Annotated in this window: 14 protein-coding genes; 8 read left to right on the top strand and 6 right to left on the bottom strand. The window is 68.9% G+C overall.

What is annotated here, in order from left to right:
* The first annotated feature begins 7 nt into the window (after nt 1-7).
* Nucleotides 8-442, top strand: a complete 435-nt coding sequence (locus VHC63_03535; GenBank protein ID HVV35649.1) for a VOC family protein — start codon at nt 8-10, stop codon at nt 440-442.
* A gap of 4 nt (nt 443-446) precedes the next feature.
* On the opposite strand, the gene VHC63_03530 is transcribed toward VHC63_03535, so the two are convergent.
* The gene (locus VHC63_03530) at nt 447-1,604 is read right to left on the bottom strand and encodes a porin PorA family protein (GenBank protein HVV35648.1); all 1,158 of its coding nucleotides are present in this window, start codon (nt 1,602-1,604) and stop codon (nt 447-449) included.
* A gap of 107 nt (nt 1,605-1,711) precedes the next feature.
* Here VHC63_03530 and VHC63_03525 point away from each other — a divergent pair, with 107 nt between their 5' ends.
* Both VHC63_03525 and VHC63_03520 read left to right on the top strand, forming a co-directional pair.
* Entirely contained in the window at nt 1,712-3,007 is a 1,296-nt protein-coding gene (locus tag VHC63_03525; GenBank protein HVV35647.1) for a wax ester/triacylglycerol synthase domain-containing protein, read from the top strand.
* Nucleotides 3,004-4,392: a wax ester/triacylglycerol synthase family O-acyltransferase gene (locus tag VHC63_03520; protein ID HVV35646.1), complete on the top strand. Its 1,389-nt coding sequence runs from the start codon at nt 3,004-3,006 to the stop codon at nt 4,390-4,392. The genes VHC63_03525 and VHC63_03520 overlap by 4 nt, the downstream gene beginning before the upstream one ends.
* Here the strand turns inward: VHC63_03520 and VHC63_03515 are convergent, their stop codons facing one another.
* The 3 genes from VHC63_03515 to VHC63_03505 are packed head-to-tail and all read right to left on the bottom strand — an operon-like array spanning nt 4,393 to nt 7,495.
* Nucleotides 4,393-5,187: an SDR family oxidoreductase gene (locus VHC63_03515; protein HVV35645.1), complete on the bottom strand. Its 795-nt coding sequence runs from the start codon at nt 5,185-5,187 to the stop codon at nt 4,393-4,395. It abuts the gene before it with no gap.
* The gene (locus VHC63_03510; protein ID HVV35644.1) at nt 5,187-6,389 is read right to left on the bottom strand and encodes an acyl-CoA dehydrogenase family protein; all 1,203 of its coding nucleotides are present in this window, start codon (nt 6,387-6,389) and stop codon (nt 5,187-5,189) included. The genes VHC63_03515 and VHC63_03510 overlap by 1 nt, the downstream gene beginning before the upstream one ends.
* Before the next feature lie 20 nt (nt 6,390-6,409).
* Nucleotides 6,410-7,495, bottom strand: a complete 1,086-nt coding sequence (locus VHC63_03505) for a hypothetical protein (GenBank protein ID HVV35643.1) — start codon at nt 7,493-7,495, stop codon at nt 6,410-6,412.
* 92 nt (nt 7,496-7,587) lie between these two features.
* Here VHC63_03505 and VHC63_03500 point away from each other — a divergent pair, with 92 nt between their 5' ends.
* From VHC63_03500 to VHC63_03490, 3 genes are read left to right on the top strand one after another with little or no spacing between them, the layout of a single operon-like run.
* Entirely contained in the window at nt 7,588-8,244 is a 657-nt protein-coding gene (locus VHC63_03500) for a hypothetical protein (GenBank protein HVV35642.1), read from the top strand.
* An 11-nt stretch (nt 8,245-8,255) separates the two neighbouring features.
* Nucleotides 8,256-9,374, top strand: a complete 1,119-nt coding sequence (locus VHC63_03495) for an acyl-CoA dehydrogenase family protein (GenBank protein HVV35641.1) — start codon at nt 8,256-8,258, stop codon at nt 9,372-9,374.
* A 2-nt stretch (nt 9,375-9,376) separates the two neighbouring features.
* Nucleotides 9,377-10,111, top strand: a complete 735-nt coding sequence (locus VHC63_03490; GenBank protein HVV35640.1) for a DinB family protein — start codon at nt 9,377-9,379, stop codon at nt 10,109-10,111.
* A 522-nt stretch (nt 10,112-10,633) separates the two neighbouring features.
* Here VHC63_03490 and VHC63_03485 read toward each other — a convergent pair.
* Together VHC63_03485 and VHC63_03480 are read right to left on the bottom strand one after the other, a co-directional pair.
* Complete coding sequence (locus VHC63_03485) at nt 10,634-12,052, bottom strand: AMP-binding protein (GenBank protein ID HVV35639.1); 1,419 nt, start codon at nt 12,050-12,052, stop codon at nt 10,634-10,636.
* Nucleotides 12,053-12,054: 2 nt separating this feature from the next.
* The gene (locus VHC63_03480) at nt 12,055-14,142 is read right to left on the bottom strand and encodes an acyl-CoA dehydrogenase (protein ID HVV35638.1); all 2,088 of its coding nucleotides are present in this window, start codon (nt 14,140-14,142) and stop codon (nt 12,055-12,057) included.
* A 123-nt stretch (nt 14,143-14,265) separates the two neighbouring features.
* On the opposite strand from VHC63_03480, the gene VHC63_03475 reads away from it, so the two are divergent.
* Together VHC63_03475 and VHC63_03470 are read left to right on the top strand one after the other, a co-directional pair.
* The gene (locus VHC63_03475; GenBank protein HVV35637.1) at nt 14,266-15,078 is read left to right on the top strand and encodes an enoyl-CoA hydratase-related protein; all 813 of its coding nucleotides are present in this window, start codon (nt 14,266-14,268) and stop codon (nt 15,076-15,078) included.
* Between the two features lie 2 nt (nt 15,079-15,080).
* Entirely contained in the window at nt 15,081-16,556 is a 1,476-nt protein-coding gene (locus tag VHC63_03470) for a hypothetical protein (protein HVV35636.1), read from the top strand.
* Nucleotides 16,557-16,605 lie beyond the last annotated feature (49 nt).

Raw genomic sequence — 16,605 nt, 5'->3', positions numbered from 1 at the left:
CAAGCTTATGAGCGCCATCGTGAATCACGTCGGCCTGGCAGTGTCAGACCTCGATCGGTCGCGGCGGTTCTACGAGGAGGTGCTCGGCTTCGCCTTCCGCAACGAGATCACCGTGCCCGACGGCGCGGTCAGCCACATGTTCGGTTTGGACGCACCCATCGGCATGCGCGCCGCCTACCTGACGATCGACGGCGTCGTGCTCGAGTTGATGGCCTTCGAGCGCGGTGGTGTCGCCGAGGCCCGCGAGCGGCCGTTCAACGAGCCGGGGCTCACGCACCTTTCGATCTGCGTCGACGATGTCGAAGACACCGAATCGAAGGCGGCGGCCTACGGCGGCGAGGTGCTCGCCGATCGCAGCTTCAAGGGGATGGTCTCGCTCGTCCGCGACCCCGACGGGCAACTCATCGAACTGTTGCCGATGACCTATCGCGACACGTTGTAGCGGTTTACGCCGCTCGGTGTTGCCACCAGTGGTGTGTCGCCGGATGGGCGTCGGCGGGCACGGCTTCGTTGCGCCGCGACAGGGCGATTGCTGCGCCGATCAACACGAGCGCTCCCATCGACGCCCACGCCGGAACCCAGATGGTGACGAGCCGGGCCTTGTTGCGCAGGTCAGCGGCGGCGTGGGCGGCGGCGCGCTCCGACGCCGGTGTCTCCGAGTACGACAGCGCCATCGCAGTGACCGGCGGACGCGTCGCCAGTTCGTCGAACTTGTCGAGCACCGTGCGCACCGTCGGGTCGAGGGCGTAGTCGGCCAACACCGTGCGCAAGTGGAGCTCGGCGAGCTCGGGCGACACCGTGAGGCGGTTGCCGATGTCGTTCACCTGCACGACGCCGCCCGTCAGCGGCTCGACGCCGACGGTTCCCGTCGACTCGAGCTGGTAGGCGAGCGGTAGCGGTTCGGTGGTCAGGGACACCAGCTGCGCCATGGCGGACGCCGGCAGCACGCCGGCCAGTGACTGCATGACGGTGTTCAGATCGACGTTGGCGAGCTTGGCGGCGTCGGCCAGCGTCGTGGTCGCCGGCAGGCCGAGGAACTCACGGTAGGCCGCCGTGACGGGATGCGGCGCGGCGTGCGCCCGCAGCACGATGAGATCGAGCTTGCCCGACTTGGCGTGGTCGCCGCTCGACAACGCGTCGAACACCGAGGCGGTGTCGTCGCTCCAGACCTTGTAGGCCCCCGACGACGCCACGTGCATCGGGAACTGCGGCTGCGCGTACGCACCCGAGCGCGTGACCTTGTTGCTGGGCGTGAAGGCGAAGTTCCCGTCGCCGGCGACCGGCTTCATGGTGCGGCGGTCGAGGATGTAGCCGTTCTCTTGCACCCGCACGTCGCTGCCGAGGTGGTTGGTGATCGTTTCGCGGATCCACACCTTGTCGAAGGTCGACTTGACGACGCGGATGTGACGCGTGATCGACAGCGGCTGGCGCACCTCCGACGACGCGCCGGGGGTCACCGGTATGGCGACGGTGCCGGTGTAGTGCAGCGTCTCGTCGAGGTTCGTGGGATACCGGATGAGCTGCCACGGTGCCACGACGATCCAAGCCGTGGCGGCGAGCAGCACGACGACCGACGTCCAGATCAAGACATTCCTTCGCATCATCAGGCGACCGTAAGCCCGCGAGGTATGCGTCAAGTAGGGCCGCAAGCCCCGTCCGCGTGGACTTCCGGCCCTGTTGTCGCGCGCCGCGCGGGCAGAAGGTGCGATCCATGGTTGCGAATGCGAATGCGAACGTCGCGCCGAAGCTTTCGAGTTCCGACGCGTTGATGTGGCGTATCGAAACGGATCCGGTGCTGCGCTCACCGGTCGTCGTCGTGGGGTGGCTCGACGAGGTGCCCGACCATGACGGGGTAATGGCGAACTTTGCGCGTGCCGTCGGACTCATCCCCCGGCTGCGGCAGCGCATCGTCTCGGGCTTCGCCGGTGCCATGCACTGGGAGGACGATCCGGACTTTTCTCTCGATCACCACGTGCACTTCCGTCACACCCGTCCCAACGGTCGCCTGCGCGACGTGCTCGACATCGCCGAGGCCGATGCCACGACGGCGTTCGACATGGCTCGCCCGCCGTGGGCGTGCACCGTGCTCGCCGGCCTGCACGAGAAGCACGCCGCGTTCGTCTTCAAGTTCCACCATTCGATGACCGACGGCGTCGGTGGGGTCGAATGGGCGTCGTTGCTGTTCGACCACGACGACACGGACGCCGTCGCCGCCGTCGTGCCGCCCAAGCCGCCCGTCGCCGCCGCCCATCGTGTTGGCAATCCTGTCCATCAGGTGGCCGACCTGATCAGTTCGGTCGGGCGCATGCTGGCGCCGGTGGCGGCGCCGCTGTCGCCCGTTCTCACCGGCCGCAGCCTCGACCGTCGTATGGAGACGATCGACGTCCCACTCTCCGAATTGCGCCGAGCCGCGGCCGCGCTCGAAGTGACGCTCAACGAGGCGTTCCTCGCGGGCGTCGCCGGCGGCCTGCGCGCGTATCACGTGCACCTGGGAGCGCCGGTGCCGGCGCTGCGTTTCACCATGCCGATCAGCCTGCGTGAGGAAGGCGACGCCTCGGGCGGCAACCGCTTCGCCCCCGCTCGCTTCGTCATGCCGATCGACGATCCTGACGTGCATGCCCGCGCCCAGATCGCCCGCGGCATCGTGCGCCAGGAGCGGGGCGAGCCGGCGCTCAAGCTGACCGACATCATCGCGGCCCTGCTGGCCCGCCTGCCCACGCCGATGGTGACGCGCGTGTTCGGCGACATGCTGCGCAACATCGACGTCGACGTGGTCGACGTCCCCGGGCTCACCAAGCCGGCGTACCTCGGCGGCGCCTCGGTGAGTGCGATGTACGCCTTCGCTCCACCGACGGGCGCGGCGCTGAGCATCACGCTGCTCTCGCACCTCGACACGTGCTGCGTGGCGGTGCTGTGCGACACCAAGCCCGTTTCCGATCCGGCGTTGCTCCGTAAATGCCTGGCCGACGCGTTCGACGAGGTCGTGGCGTGTGGAGCCCCAGCATGAACAACCGCCTCGACGCCCTCGAAACCGCGTATATCCGCATCGAGCGACCGAACGCGCCACTACATGTCGCGTCCGTCGGTTTCTTCGAAGCGGCGCCGTTCTTCGACGAAGAAGGTGTGTTCAAGCTCGAGGAACTGCGCGCCGCCGTCATGGCGCGCATGGGTCTTGCCCCCAAGCTGCGCCAGCGCCTCGCCGAAGTTCCCCTGGAGCTTGGCCGGCCGATCTGGGTCGACGACGACGCCTTCGACATCGCCAACCACGTCGCCGTCGAAGCCGTGCCCGCGCCAGGCGATCACGCAACGGTGATGGACCTCCTCACGCAGCGCTACTCCGAGTTGTTGGACCACGCGCATCCGCTGTGGCACATGCTGTTCCTGACCGGCGAGGCGGACGGGCGCGTCGTCCTGCTCGAGCGCGTGCACCACGCGGTTGCCGACGGGGTCGGCGGCGTCGGTCTGGCGTCGCTGCTGCTCGACCTCGAGCCCACCCCGGCACCGGTGGCGTACCCACCGTTGCCCGACGCGGCGCCCGCGCCCGGATCGATCGACCGCGTGCGCGCCGCCATCGTCGACCGCACGCGCGACGCGGCCATCACGATCGGCGCCGGGGCGAGCACAGCCCTGCACCATCCGCTGCACATGGCGCGGCGCGTGAACGAGACGCTCGGTGCCCTCAGCGGCGACGGTCATGGCGTGTTCGCGCCCCCCGCCGCCTTCAACGCGCCGCTGGGCGACCACCGCCGCCTGCTGTTCGCCGGTCAGCGTCTCGACGAGTTCAAGAAGATCGGTGATTCCCACGGCGCCACGGTCAACGACGTCGTGCTCGCGGTCGTCACCGCCGCGGCCCGTGCGCTCCTACTCGAACGGGGCGAGCGCCTCGACGCCGACGCGATCGTGAAGATTCTCGTACCCGTCTCGTTCCGACGTGCCGATCAGTCGACCGCGCTCGGCAACGAGGTGGCGGGATTCGTCGTGCCGCTGCCGATCGGTATCGGCGACCCGCTCAGGCGCTTGGCCACGATCACCGAGACCATGCAGGCGGTGAAGGCGTCGGGGGAAGCGGGCGCCAGCATGGTGCTGCTCGAGCTCGCCGACCTCCTGCCGCCGCTGATGCTGCACGGTGCGCACTTGCTGATGGATCATCAGCCGCTGGTGAACCTGGTGGTGACGAACGTGCCCGGTCCACCCGTGCCGCTGTACGTCCACGGCGCCAAGATGCTCGACGCGTTCCCCATCGTGCCCCTCGCCGGCAACCTCACCCTCGGCGTCGCCGTGCTGTCGTACAACGGTGCGCTGAATTTCGGCGTGACGGTTGATCCCGACGTGTGGCCCGACGCCGACGTGTTCGTGCGCGCTCTCGACGCCGCGGTCGACGCGCTGGCCTGACTAGGTCTGCTGCGTGTCGCGCAGCCAGGCCGCCGCGCCTTCGATGAATCCCTTGGTGTTCTGCGCCTTGCCGACGGCGATGTCCTTGAACCACTGCGGCGCGTAGACCTCGACGGCGTCCTCGTCGACGCCCGCAAGGATGGCGTCGACCATCTCGTCGACGGTGATCTTCGCCGGCGCCGAGGCCGGCAGCGGGTTGTTGTCCGGCAGGTCGAACAGCGGCGTGTCGACGACCCCTGGGTACACGACCATCACTTTGATGCCACGGTCCCACAGGTCGACCGCCATCGCTTCGGAGAACACGGCGAGCGCCGCTTTCGACGCGTCGTAGGCCGCCTCGCCCGGCGACGACAGCGTCGCCGCGACCGACGACACGTTGATGATGCGCCCTTCGTTGCGCTCCAGCATGCCGGGCAGGAGCCCGAAGGTGAGCTGCGTCGGCGCGAGGAAGTTGACGCGCATCACGTACTCGACCATCGCCTGATCGGTCTGCAGGATGTGCTTGCGCTTCGGGATGCCGGCGTTGTTCACCAGCACGTCAAGACCGCCGAACGACTCGTTCACGCCGTTGACGAGGAGGTCGACCTCTTCGGGGATCGCCATGTCGCACAACCACATCGCCGAGCCGGGCGACGTCGCCTGACACGCCTTCAGCACGGCGCTGAGTTCGGCTTCACGACGGGCGCAGATGCCGACGCGTGCGCCGAGCGATGCCAACCGCAGAGCGAGGCCCTTGCCGATTCCCGAGGACGCACCCGTGACGAGTACGCGCTTGTCCTTCCAGTCGAAGGCCATTACTGCCGCTTCGGGAGCTTGATGGCGCGATCGGCGATGATGTTCTTCTGCACCTCGGTGGCGCCCGCGCCGATCGAGGTGAAGCGCATCCACGGGTAGTTGTGCGCCGCGTGGCCGTGCTGGAGCGCGTCGGGCCCGCCCTTGGCGAGGATGCCCATCGGCCCGAGGATGTCGATGTTCAACTCGGCGAGCGCCTGGCTGAGGTGCGACCACTGCAGCTTGGCGATCTGATTCTCGGGGAACGTGCGCTCGCCCTTGAGCGTCTTCGACAGCGCCCGGGCGTTGAGGAGGCGCGTCAATTCGATCTGGGTGTACATGCGCGCGACGCGATCGCGGATGCCGGGGTCGTCGAGGGCGTCCGGGTTGTGCTCCCGCGCCGCCGCGATCATCTCGTCGAGCTCCGCCCGCAAACCGATAGCGATCGAACCGGTGCCGGCGCGTTCGTGCGTGAGCGTGCCCATGGCGACGTTCCAGCCGTCGCCCTCGGCGCCGAGCAGATATTTGGCCGGCACCCGCGCGTCGGTGAACACGACTTCGCAGAACATGGCGTCGCCGGTGATTTCACGGATGGGGTTGACCTGCACCCCCGGCAGTTCCATGTCGACGATGAGCGCGGTGATCCCGACGTGCTTCTCGCCACGGGCGATGGCTTCGGGATCCGTGCGCACGAGGAACAGGCCCCACTTGGCGAACTGCGCGGTGGAGGTCCAGATCTTCGTGCCGTTGACGATGTACTCGTCGCCGTCGCGCACCGCGGTGGTGCGCAGGTTGGCGAGATCGGAACCGGCCTCGGGCTCGCTAAAGCCCTGGCACCAGTGCTCGGTGGCGTCGAGGATGTGCGGGAGCCAGCGCTGCTTCTGCTCGTCGGTGCCCCAGCGGATGATCATCGGGCCGATCTGCCAGATGCCGTTGGGGCTGTAGATGCCCGGCGCCTTGCGCCGCGCCATCACCTCGGAATAGATGACGTTCTGCATCGTGGTGGCCTCGCGGCCGCCCCACTCGATCGGCCAGTTGATGGCGACCCACTTGCCTTCGTTGAGTCGCACCTGCCACGCCTGGCGACGCGCCATGGTGCGGCGCACGCCGTCCTCGGACTCGGTGCCGATCTCGCCCTGTTCGAGGAACTCGGGCAGGTTGGCGTCGAGCCACGCGTTCAGCTCGTCGCGAAACGCTTCGTCTTCGGGCTCCAGGGCAAAGTCCACGTCGCGACCCTACTTAGGCGTCAGCCGCAGACGTTGGGGCCTTTGCGGGCCCCCTTCACGATGACCCCGCACGTGCCGAGGTACATGCCCGGCAGGGGATACAGCGGCGTGGTGCCGTCGTCGATCCCGAGGCCCTTGCGGAGCTCGGAAATGGGATCGATGGGTGAGCCCTGGGCGTCGGGGTCTTCGTAGATCTGGACGCCCGGGTCGGCGTGGGTCTCGCCTTCGGTGGCCTTCCAGTCCGACAGGTTGCGCGGCTTGCCCGGCCCGGCGTCGCACGCCTGCTCGGACTTCAGGTCGGCACCCGAGCACCCGAAGGGGTCCCACTGCTTGCCGTCGTAATCGGCGACGCTGCGCGACCCACTGCCGTCGCCGCGGTAGACGGTGTGGCGGTACGTCGTGGCGTCTTCGCAGATGCCGTCGGCGCACGAGCCGAAGCTGGCGCCGGCGACCGGGATGGGGTTGTACGCGGTCGGCGGCTTGGTGGCGTTCTGCGGGTGCACGAACACGCGCACGGCGCCGCCGTCGGAGGGACCGTTCTGCACGCCCTTGGTGCCCGTGCTGTCCTTGCCGTCGGCGCCGTCGTGCTCGCCGCCGTCGAGGTTGTCATCCGCGCCAAGGCGAACGTCGACGCCGTTCGCCGCCACGTTGGCGATCGTGCCCGGGCGGTGCGGCACGTTCTGCTCGAGTTCCTCGGTGACCTTCTTCTTGTTGAGATCGCCGCGGATGTGCGCGCCTGTGCCGTGCGGGTTGGCGGCGTCGGTGCCGCAGTCGTTCCCCGTCCCACCGCCCGTGCCGTTGGTGTTGACCGCCGCGCAGAAGGCGTGCGGGAAGTTGTCCGACCCGGGCGAGCCTTCGCCGAACAGCCCCGGGTTGATGTTGGAGCCGCTCGGCATCTGGTCGACGCCCACCTCGGCGTAGCGGGTCCCGCCGCTCTCGACGTTGACCTTGAGGGTGTGGCACCCCGGCTGCGCCGCCGGCTGGTCGTAGGCGTCGGCACCGGGCGTGCAGTCCATTTCGTGGGGTGCGTACTCGCCGCCGCTGACGGCGACCGCGACCCCGCTCATGGCGAGGATGCCGATCACCGCCAGTACCTGCGCGACCACGACCCGACTGATGCTCTTCCGCAACGTGAATTCCCCCAACTCGGTTTGTGACAGTTACGTCACTTTCGCGGTCAACGCTATAGCGTCGCCCCGTGCGGCGCGCGGTCGGGATCCTGCTGGTGGCGGTGCTCGTGGGCGCGTGCGGCGGCGGTAACGGCGCGAAGAAGTCGAACGCCGCGGCCATCACGGCGGGTGAGACCGGACCGCTGGCGCCCGCGCTGCTCACGCAAACGCAGCTGCGGCAGGTGCCGGGTCTGTCGACGGCGGTGGTCACGTCGCTCACACAGACGACCTACTTCGCCGACCCCGATCCACGCGGTCCGTGCGGGGCCAAGGTTCCCGCGCTGTCGGTAAAGGACGCGGCGGGCGTCGCCATCAAGGCCGATGCGCTCCAGGCGGCTCAGATCGTCACGCGGCTCCCCGAGGGCACGGCCAAGAAGATCCTCGACGCCCGCATGGCCGACAGTACGGCCGGGTGCCCCGAGTTCGAGACGGTCACGCATCAGGGCGTGCATCAGCGCGTCCTGCTGGTGCGCATCGTGCGGCTGCACAAGGAGTTCGAGCAGGCGCTGGCCGTCGTCAACGCCATCAAGATCGGCAAGAGCGTGCGGGCGGCGACGCAGATCGACGTGCGGGACGGCAACGTGGTGTCTCGCATCGTCATCTTCACCAACGCGCCGATCGACAACGTGACCGTGCGCGGCGTTGCCTCGCTCATGGGCCAGAACCTGCACGCCCTCGACAGTTAGATTGCGCCGCCGTGGACTTCACTTTCTCCGCTGAGCAGGACGCGCTGCGCGACGTCGCCCGTTCGTTCCTGGCCGCCGAAGCGCCCGGCACCTACGTGCGGGCGATGATGGACGACGAGCGCGGGTTCACCGACGCCTTCTGGTCCAAGCTCGTCGACCTCGGTTGGGCTGGCCTCTTCGTCCCCGAGGCGAACGGCGGGTCGGGGCTCGGCATGCTCGAAGCCGTCGTCGTGGCCGAAGAGATGGGCAAGCTGCCGCTGCCGTCGCCGTGGTTGTCGTCGTCGGTGGCCGCCACGCTGACCGCGCTGCGCCTCGGCGACACCGCCGTGCTCGACGATCTCGCCGCCGGGCGCGTGCGCGGCACGCTCGCCGTCGAGGAGTCCGGCGAGCGCAACCCGCTCGAGTCGATCCATGTGACGGCGCGGCAATCGGCCGAGGGCTGGGTCCTCGACGGCGTGAAGCCGCTCGTGCTCGACGGTCACAGCGCCGATTTCGCCTACGTCGTCGCCCGTACAGACGACGACGGGCGCTTGGCGACCTTCGCCGTCGACAATCCCAACGGCACGCTCGTGCCGACGCTCGACGTCACCCGCAAGATGGCGCGCCTCACCCTCGACGGGCGCGTGGCGCGCCACGTCGGTCCCGCCGGTGACCAGACGGCGCTGCTGGCCCGCGTCATCGACGACATCGCCATCGTGCTGTGCGCCGAGACGGTGGGCGCGTGTGACCGCGCCGTCGAGATGGCGACGAACTACGCCGGCCTGCGCGTGCAGTTCGACCGCCCGATCGGCACGTTCCAGGCGATCCGTCACAAGATCGTCGACATGCTCCACCAACTCGAACTGGCGCGCGTGGCGACGCATTACGCCGCGTGGGCGAGCGACGCTGAAGGCACCGACGTCAACGCGGCGGCGCGTGAAGCCGCCGCCGCATCGGCGAAGGGCTTCGTCGGTGAAGCCGCCGCCATGATCACCGGCGAGAACATCCAGGTCCACGGCGGCGTCGGGTTCACGTGGGACGTCGATGCCCACCTGCTCTTCCGGCGCGTCAAGGCCAACGACGTGCTGTTCGGGCGCCAGGGCTGGCAGCGCCAGCGCCTCGCCGACCTGGTGCTCAGCGGCGCGGTATAGCCGTGCCGGAGCCCGGGCCGAACCTCGCCGGTAAGGACGTCACCGGCCTGAACGCGTCGGGGGCGCGCTTGCGCAACGTGTTCGCCCCCAACGCCAAGATCACCAGCGCCTATCTCGTGAACGCGTCGATCGAGGGCGACTTCGAGGGCGTGACGATGAACGGCGTGCTGGTGGCTCCGCTGATCGAGGCCGAGATCGAACGCCAGCACCCCGTGCTCAAGCAGTTGCGCACGCTGCGCACCGCCGACGAGTTGCGGGCCAACCTCGAGGTCGCCTTCGGCCTCTGGGACGCGCTCATCGAGCGGGCGTCGGCGCTCGACGAAGTGACCGTGCATGCCCACGTCGATCTCGAGTGGTCCTTCGTCGAGACGCTGCGCCACCTCGTCTACGCCACCGACGCGTGGTTCCGCCACGTCGTCCTCGACCTGCCCGAGCCGTATCACGCGCTGGCGCTGTCGCACACCGAGGCGCGGGGCCACGACCCGGGCATCGACCTCGACGCGTCACCGTCGCTCGCCGAGGTGGTCGCGGTATGGCGCGCCAACCAGGACGAGCTACGCGCCTTCGCGGCGACGCTCACCGACGACGACCTGGCGACGCGTTACGAAGCCAAGGCGTCACCGGGTCACCCCTATGGCGACCACAGCGTCCGCACCGTCTTCTGGGTCGTCAACAACGAGCTGTACTGGCACTCGACGTACGCCACCCGCGACCTCGACGCGTTAACGGCGGGCTAGCGAGTCAGCGCCGTCCCACGACGCCATAGCGAGAACGCGGTTCCCGATTCGCCGTCATGAGTTGTGAGTGTCCGCGGGACACTCGTCCACAACGTGCGGTGTAGAGGAGTCTGCAATGCAGACTGTCGCGGGATCGCTTCTGTGTTACGAAACCTCGTCGGATGCTCCGCACTACCGCAGTTCGCGCCACTCGCTCACGCCTGTGGACGAGTCTCTCGCCGAGACTCGTACGCGGGTCGTGTAAGCCGCGAGCGCGAGACCGGCACCTGCTGTTGCGAAAAAGGCGGTTCCGCGGAACCGCTTTGGGGTCGCGACGTCCCCGCGGGGACGCTTTCCTGGTCTGCATCAACCGCACATCGCGGCACTTAGGCGCTCTCGACTTTCGCGTGCAGTTGGGGACGCTGGAGGCACTTCACCGAAGGCTCTCACGTCCCTAACTGCACGTCGAAGCCCCGAGCGGCAACCCACGCACGAATGCCGGATCTCGCGCTCTTGACCTATGCGACGCGCGACCTCGACGCGTTAGCGGCCGGGTAGGTCTTTCTTGACGACTTTGCCGGTGGCGTTGCGGGGGAGTTCGTCGACGAAGGTGATGCGGCGGGGAACCTTGTAGTCGGCGAGGTGCTCGGCGGCGAAGGCCTTGATGTCGTCCTCGCTCGCAGCGGCGCCGTCGACGAGCACGATCCAGGCGCCCACGTCTTCACCCAGCACGTCGTGGGGGATCGACGCGACGGCGGCTTCTTGCACCGCCGGATGCTCGTACAGGACGGCTTCGACGTCGGTGGCGTGGATGTTGTTGCCGCCGCGGATGATGACGTCCTTGGCGCGCCCGACGATGTAGAGGAAGCCGTCCTCGTCGAGGTAGGCGAGGTCGCCCGAGTGCAGCCAGCCGTCGCGCCACGTGGCGGCGGTCGCGTCGGCGTCGTTGAAGTATTCGCGCTCGCGCCCGGGGTTGCGCACCACGAGTTCACCGATGGCGCGCGCCGGCAGTTCGTCGCCGGTCACCTCGTCGACGATGCGGAACTCCGTCGGCGGCATCGGCTTGCCCACGGAACCGACGCGCTTGTCGCGTTCCTCCTCGGGCATGAAGCAGAACGCGGGGCCGGCCTCGGTCATGCCCCAGGCGTTGGACACCATCGCCTGGGGCAGCTTGTCCTGGAGGATCTTCACGGTGCCGGGGGCGACGGGCGCGCTGCCCAGCGAGCAAATGGTGAGCGACGACAAGTCGGCGCCCTCGAAGCGGGGCGACGCGATCAACAACTCGGCCATCGCCGGCACGATGAAGGTGGCGCGCGGCTTGCGTTGCTCGACGACGTCGAACCAGGCGTCGACGTCGAACTTGGGCATGTACAGCAACGCCATGCCCAGCTTCATCGGGTTGTAGGTCGAGGCGATGCCGGCGAAGGTGAACATCGGCGACGCGTGCAGCCAACCCTTCGTCGTGTAGCGCGCCGGCATGCCGTTGGGCACCATGGCGATGTTGCCGTGGCGCACCACAACGCCTTTGGGCCGGCCGGTCGTGCCCGACGTGTACATCACGTCCGCCATGTCGGTGCTCTCCAGCGGCACCTGGTAGTCGGAGTCGTCGCCGTCGCAGATCAGCGCACCGGCGCGCAGCACGACTTTGGCGCCGGAGTGTTCGAGCAACGCGTCGCGCTCGCGCTCGACGAGGCGAGTGTTGAGCGGCACCGCCACCGCACCCGCCTTGTGCACCGCCGAGTACGCCACCAGGAAGTCGAAGGGCGCCTCGGGTCCGATCACGATGGCGACGCGGTCGCCCTTGTCGACGCCCTGCGCGCTGATCCAGCGCGCCAGCTGGTTCGAGCGCCCGTTCCACTGCTGAAACGTCATCTCTTCGTTGGTGGTGACGTTGATGGCCGCGGCGCGCTCGGCGAAGTTCTCGGCCATGGCGCGCAGCTGGTCGGTGAGCAGTTCGGCCACGGCTAGTTCGCTTCGGGATCGCGGGGCAGGCCGAGCAGGCGCTCGCCGATGACGTTGCGCTGGATCTCGCTCGTACCACCGGCGATGGTGAGGCAGCGGTTGCCGAGGAAGCCGAAGGTCCACTGTTGCGCCCGGCCCACGGTTGTCGCCCCTTCGGGGCCGAGCAAGCCGAGCCCGAACTCCTGCGTGCGCTGGTCGTGCTCGACGCCGAGCAGCTTGCGCACCGACGCTTCGGGGCCCGGCTTGGCGCCGCTCACGCTGCGGTGGGTCGAGCGCAGGCCGAGCAGGGCGACGGTGTGTGACTCGGCGACGAGGGCGCCGAGGTCGGCCTCGTGGCCGCTCATGTTGATGTCCGCGCACAGCATCAGCAGCGCTTCGATGCCGCCGCCGAACGACGAACCGCTGCCCATGGCGACGCGCTCGTTGGCGAGGGTGGTGCGCGCCAGCGGCCAGCCGCCGTCGACCTCGCCGATGACTGCGTCGTCGGGCACGAACACGTCGTTCATGAACACCTCGTTGAACATCTCGAGGCCCGTCATCTCCTTGAGCGGGCGGATATCGAGACCGGGCGACTTCATGTCGACGATGAAGTACGTGATGCCGAGATGCTTCGCCGCGTTGGGGTTCGTGCGCGCCAGGCACATACCCCAGTCGGCCTCGCGGGCGAACGACGTCCACACCTTCTGGCCGTTGAGCAACCAGCCGCCGTCGGTCTTGGTGGCGGTCGTCTTGAGCGCGGCGAGGTCGCTGCCGGCTTCGGGTTCGCTGAACAGCTGACACCAGTTGATCTCGCCGAGCAGTGTCGGGCGCACCCAGCGTTCCTGCTGCGCCGGCGTGCCGTGCGCCGCGATCGTCGGCGCCGCCCACGCGCCGATCTGGAGGTTGGGCCGGCGGATCTTGCGGGCCGCGAACTCTTCGTCGATCACGAGTTGCTCGACGGCCTGCGCGTTGCGCCCCCACGGCTCGTCCCAGTGCGGCACGAAGTAGCCGCCGTCGACGACCTTGGCCCGTTGCTCGTCGCGGGGCAGCGCCGCGACCTCGTCGGCGAATGCGGCGATCGCGGGGCGGACGCGCTCGGCTTCGTCCGGCAGGTCGACGCTGAGGTGCCGGCGCGCGCCCTTGAGCGCGGCGTCGGCAACGACGCGTTGCCACGGTTCGGCGCCACCGAGCAACTGGCGGGTGGCGACGGCGCGGCGGAGATAGAAGTGGGCGTCGTGCTCCCACGTGAAGCCGATACCGCCGAGAACCTGGATGCAGTCCTTCGTGACCTGCACGGCGTTGTCGAGCCCGACGGCGGCAGCGGCCGCGGTCGACAAGCGCTGCTCGTCGTCGCTGGCGGTGTCGAGCGCGATCGCCGCGTCCCACGCCCCGGCGCGGATCTGTTCGGTCGCCGCCAGCATGTTGGCGCATCGATGCTTGACGCCCTGGAACTGGCCGATCGGGCGGCCGAACTGCTTGCGCACCGCGGCGTATTCGGCGGCGGTGTTGACGCACCAGCCGGCGACGCCGGCGAGGTCGGCGGCAAACAGAGTGGCCGTGAGCGCCTTCACCCAGCCGCGGTGGACCGCGAGCGGCACGACGTCGTCGAAGGTGATCGTGGCGAGGGGCTGGGTGAAGTCGAGCGACTCGACGTCTTTGGTGCCGTGGATGCGGGCGAACCCGAACCCGTCTTGCCACGGCACGACGATGTAGCGGGCGCCGTGGCCGCACAGCGCGAACTGGCCGTCGAGCGAAACCGTCGCCCACTCTTGGCCGGTGGCGAGTTCGCGCACGACGTCGTCGTGACCGCCCGCGGCGTGGAGCACGGCGCTCGCCCAAATCGTGGCCAGCATCGGACCGGGCGCACAGGCGCGCCCGAATTCTTCGAGCACGATCGCCGCTTCCAGAAACCCGAAGCCCGAGCCGCCCACGCTCTCGGGCAGGTGCAGCCCCAGCCAACCCAGCTCGCCGATGTCGTTCCAGTACGGCGGCAGGGTGCCCGGCGGCGCCGTCACGTACGTGCGCACGACCGTCGAGCCGATATTGGCGTCGGCGAACCGGCGGACCGTTTCGGCCAGGGCCACGTGGTCCTCGCCAATGGCGATCGACATCACGGCCGTGCGTGGGGCGAGCGGAGCGAGGGGCCCCCACGCTGACGGAGGAGGGCGGGGGTGGGGCCCCGCCCGGGGAACCGAAGATCATCTAACACGGGCGTCACATTACGATCCGAGGCGATGCCGATTCACTACGAACAGCTCGGGGGGCACGTCGCTCGCATCACCATCGACCGTCCCGAGGCGCGCAACTCGATGGACCTGTACCACTTCCGCGACCTCGCCAACGCGTGGCGCCGCTTCCGCGACGACCCCGACGACTGGGTGGCGATCGTGACCGGCGTCGAGGGCCACTTCATGTCCGGTGCCGACCTCAAGACCTATATACCCCAGATCACGGAACTCCAGGCCGAGATCCAGAAGGGCGGCGTCGACGAGATCGACGGCTGCAAGCTGCGCGACGGCACCGACGCCGTGCTGCGCAGCCTCAAGATCTACAAGCCGATCATTGCGGCGGTCGACGGGCCGTGCGTGGCCGGCGGCATGGAGATGCTCGGCGGCGTGGACATCCGCATCGCCACCGAACGCGCCGTCTTCGGCGTGATGGAACCCAAGCGCGGGCTGTTCGCCGGCGGCGGCACGACGGTCCGCCTCCCGGCGCAGATCCCGTTTCCCGCCGCGATGGAGTTCCTGCTGACTGCCGAGGCGTTCCCGGCGCGGCGCTGCCTCGAACTCGGCCTCCTCAACGAGATCGTCGAGGTCGACGAACTCGCCGAGCGCGCCGTCGACTGGGCCACGCGCATCAACGCCAACGCGCCGCTCGCCGTGCAGGCGACGAAGGAGTCGGTGCTGCGCGGCATGGCCGCGGGGACGCAGAAGGAAGCCTTCGCCATCGAGTCCGAACTTGCCGGCAAGATCTTCTCGAGCAACGACGCCAAGGAAGGCCCCAAGGCGTTCGCCGAGAAGCGCGAACCGAACTGGAGCGGTACGTGACGATGGCCGTTGACCCGCGGAGTCCCTGCATCATCGGCGTCGCCCAGCGCACGGTGCACCCCGGAGAGGGCCCGTCGCCCGAACCGCTGGCGCTGTGGGACGACGTGTGCCGGCGCGCCGCGGCCGACGCGCAGGCCAAAGGCGACGTGCTCGCGGCGGCCGACTCGTTGCAGATCGTCTACTGCATGGCGTGGTCCTACGACGCGCCCGTCGACCGGCTGGCCGACTCGCTCGGGATCGCGCCCAAGCACCGCTTCTATTCGGGCATCGGCGGCACCACGCCGCAGGTGCTCGTCGACGACGCCGCCGAAGCGATCATCCGAGGCGACATGGACCTCGCCGTCATCACCGGCGCCGAAGCGCTCGAGACCAAGCGCCAGGCCAAGAAGGCGGGCGAGCGCCTGCCGTGGTCGTTCAAGGCGGAGAAGCCGCCACCCTTTCCGTTCGAAGCGCCGTTCCATCCCGCCGAGACCGCGCACAACGTGTTCCAGGCGTGGCTGACGTTCCCGGTCTTCGACGTGGCCCGCCGCGCCCGGCTCGGCACGGCACCCGACGCCTACCGCCAGCAGATCGCCGAGTTGCTGGCGCCGATGTCCGAGGTGGCGGCGACCAACCCGTATGCCTGGTTCCCCAAGGCGCGCACCGTCGACGAGTTGCGCGACGCCACGCCGGAGAACCGCTTCGTCGGCTACCCCTACACCAAGTACGAGATCTCGGTGATGGACGTCGACATGGCGTCGACCGTCATCGTGGCCTCGCACGCGAAGGCCGACGAACTCGGCGTGCCGGTGGATCGGCGCGTCTACCTGCGCGGCTGGTGTTACGCCACCGACCCGGTCTACGTCGCCGAGCATGAGGATCTTTCGGCGTCGCCGGCGATGCGAGCGGCGGCCGCCGAAGCGCTGCGCGGTGCCGGCATCGGTGTCGACGACGTCGCCCACCTCGACCTGTACTCGTGCTTCGCGTCGTCGGTGCACCTCGCCTGCGATGCCCTCGGCATCGCCCCCGACGACCCGCGGGGCCTGACCGTCACCGGTGGCCTGCCCTTCGCCGGCGGCGCCGGCAGCAACTACATGCTCCACTCGATCGCGGCGATGGTCGACGTCCTGCGCGCCGATCCGGGTTCGAACGGTCTGGTGACCGGCGTCGGGATGCACATGACGAAGCACTGCTACGCGGTGTATTCGACGGATCCCGGCGACGTCGTGTCGCCGACGGCACCGCCCGCGCCCGCCACCGTTCCCATCACCGACGTGCACGCCGGGCCGGTCACCGTGGCGAGCTACACCGTCGCCCACGGCCGCGACGGCGCGCCGGAGTGGGGCCTCGTCATCGGTGACGTCGGCGACGGCTCGCGCGCCTACGGCAAGGTCGAAGATGCGGCGTTGCTCGCCGAGATGGAAGCCCGCGAGTTCGTGGGCGAAACAGTCGCACTGGTTCCCGCCGACGGTGGCGTCAACCTCGTGAAGGCCCAGTAAAGGACACCGCCATGGAAGTTCGTGAAGCAGTCATCGTCGACGTCGTGCG

This window comes from Acidimicrobiales bacterium (assembly GCA_035546775.1).
Classification (GTDB): Bacteria; Actinomycetota; Acidimicrobiia; order Acidimicrobiales; family JACCXE01; genus JACCXE01.
The sequence above is the reverse complement of the archived record's forward strand: the minus strand, read 5'-3'. Positions and strand labels throughout refer to the sequence as shown.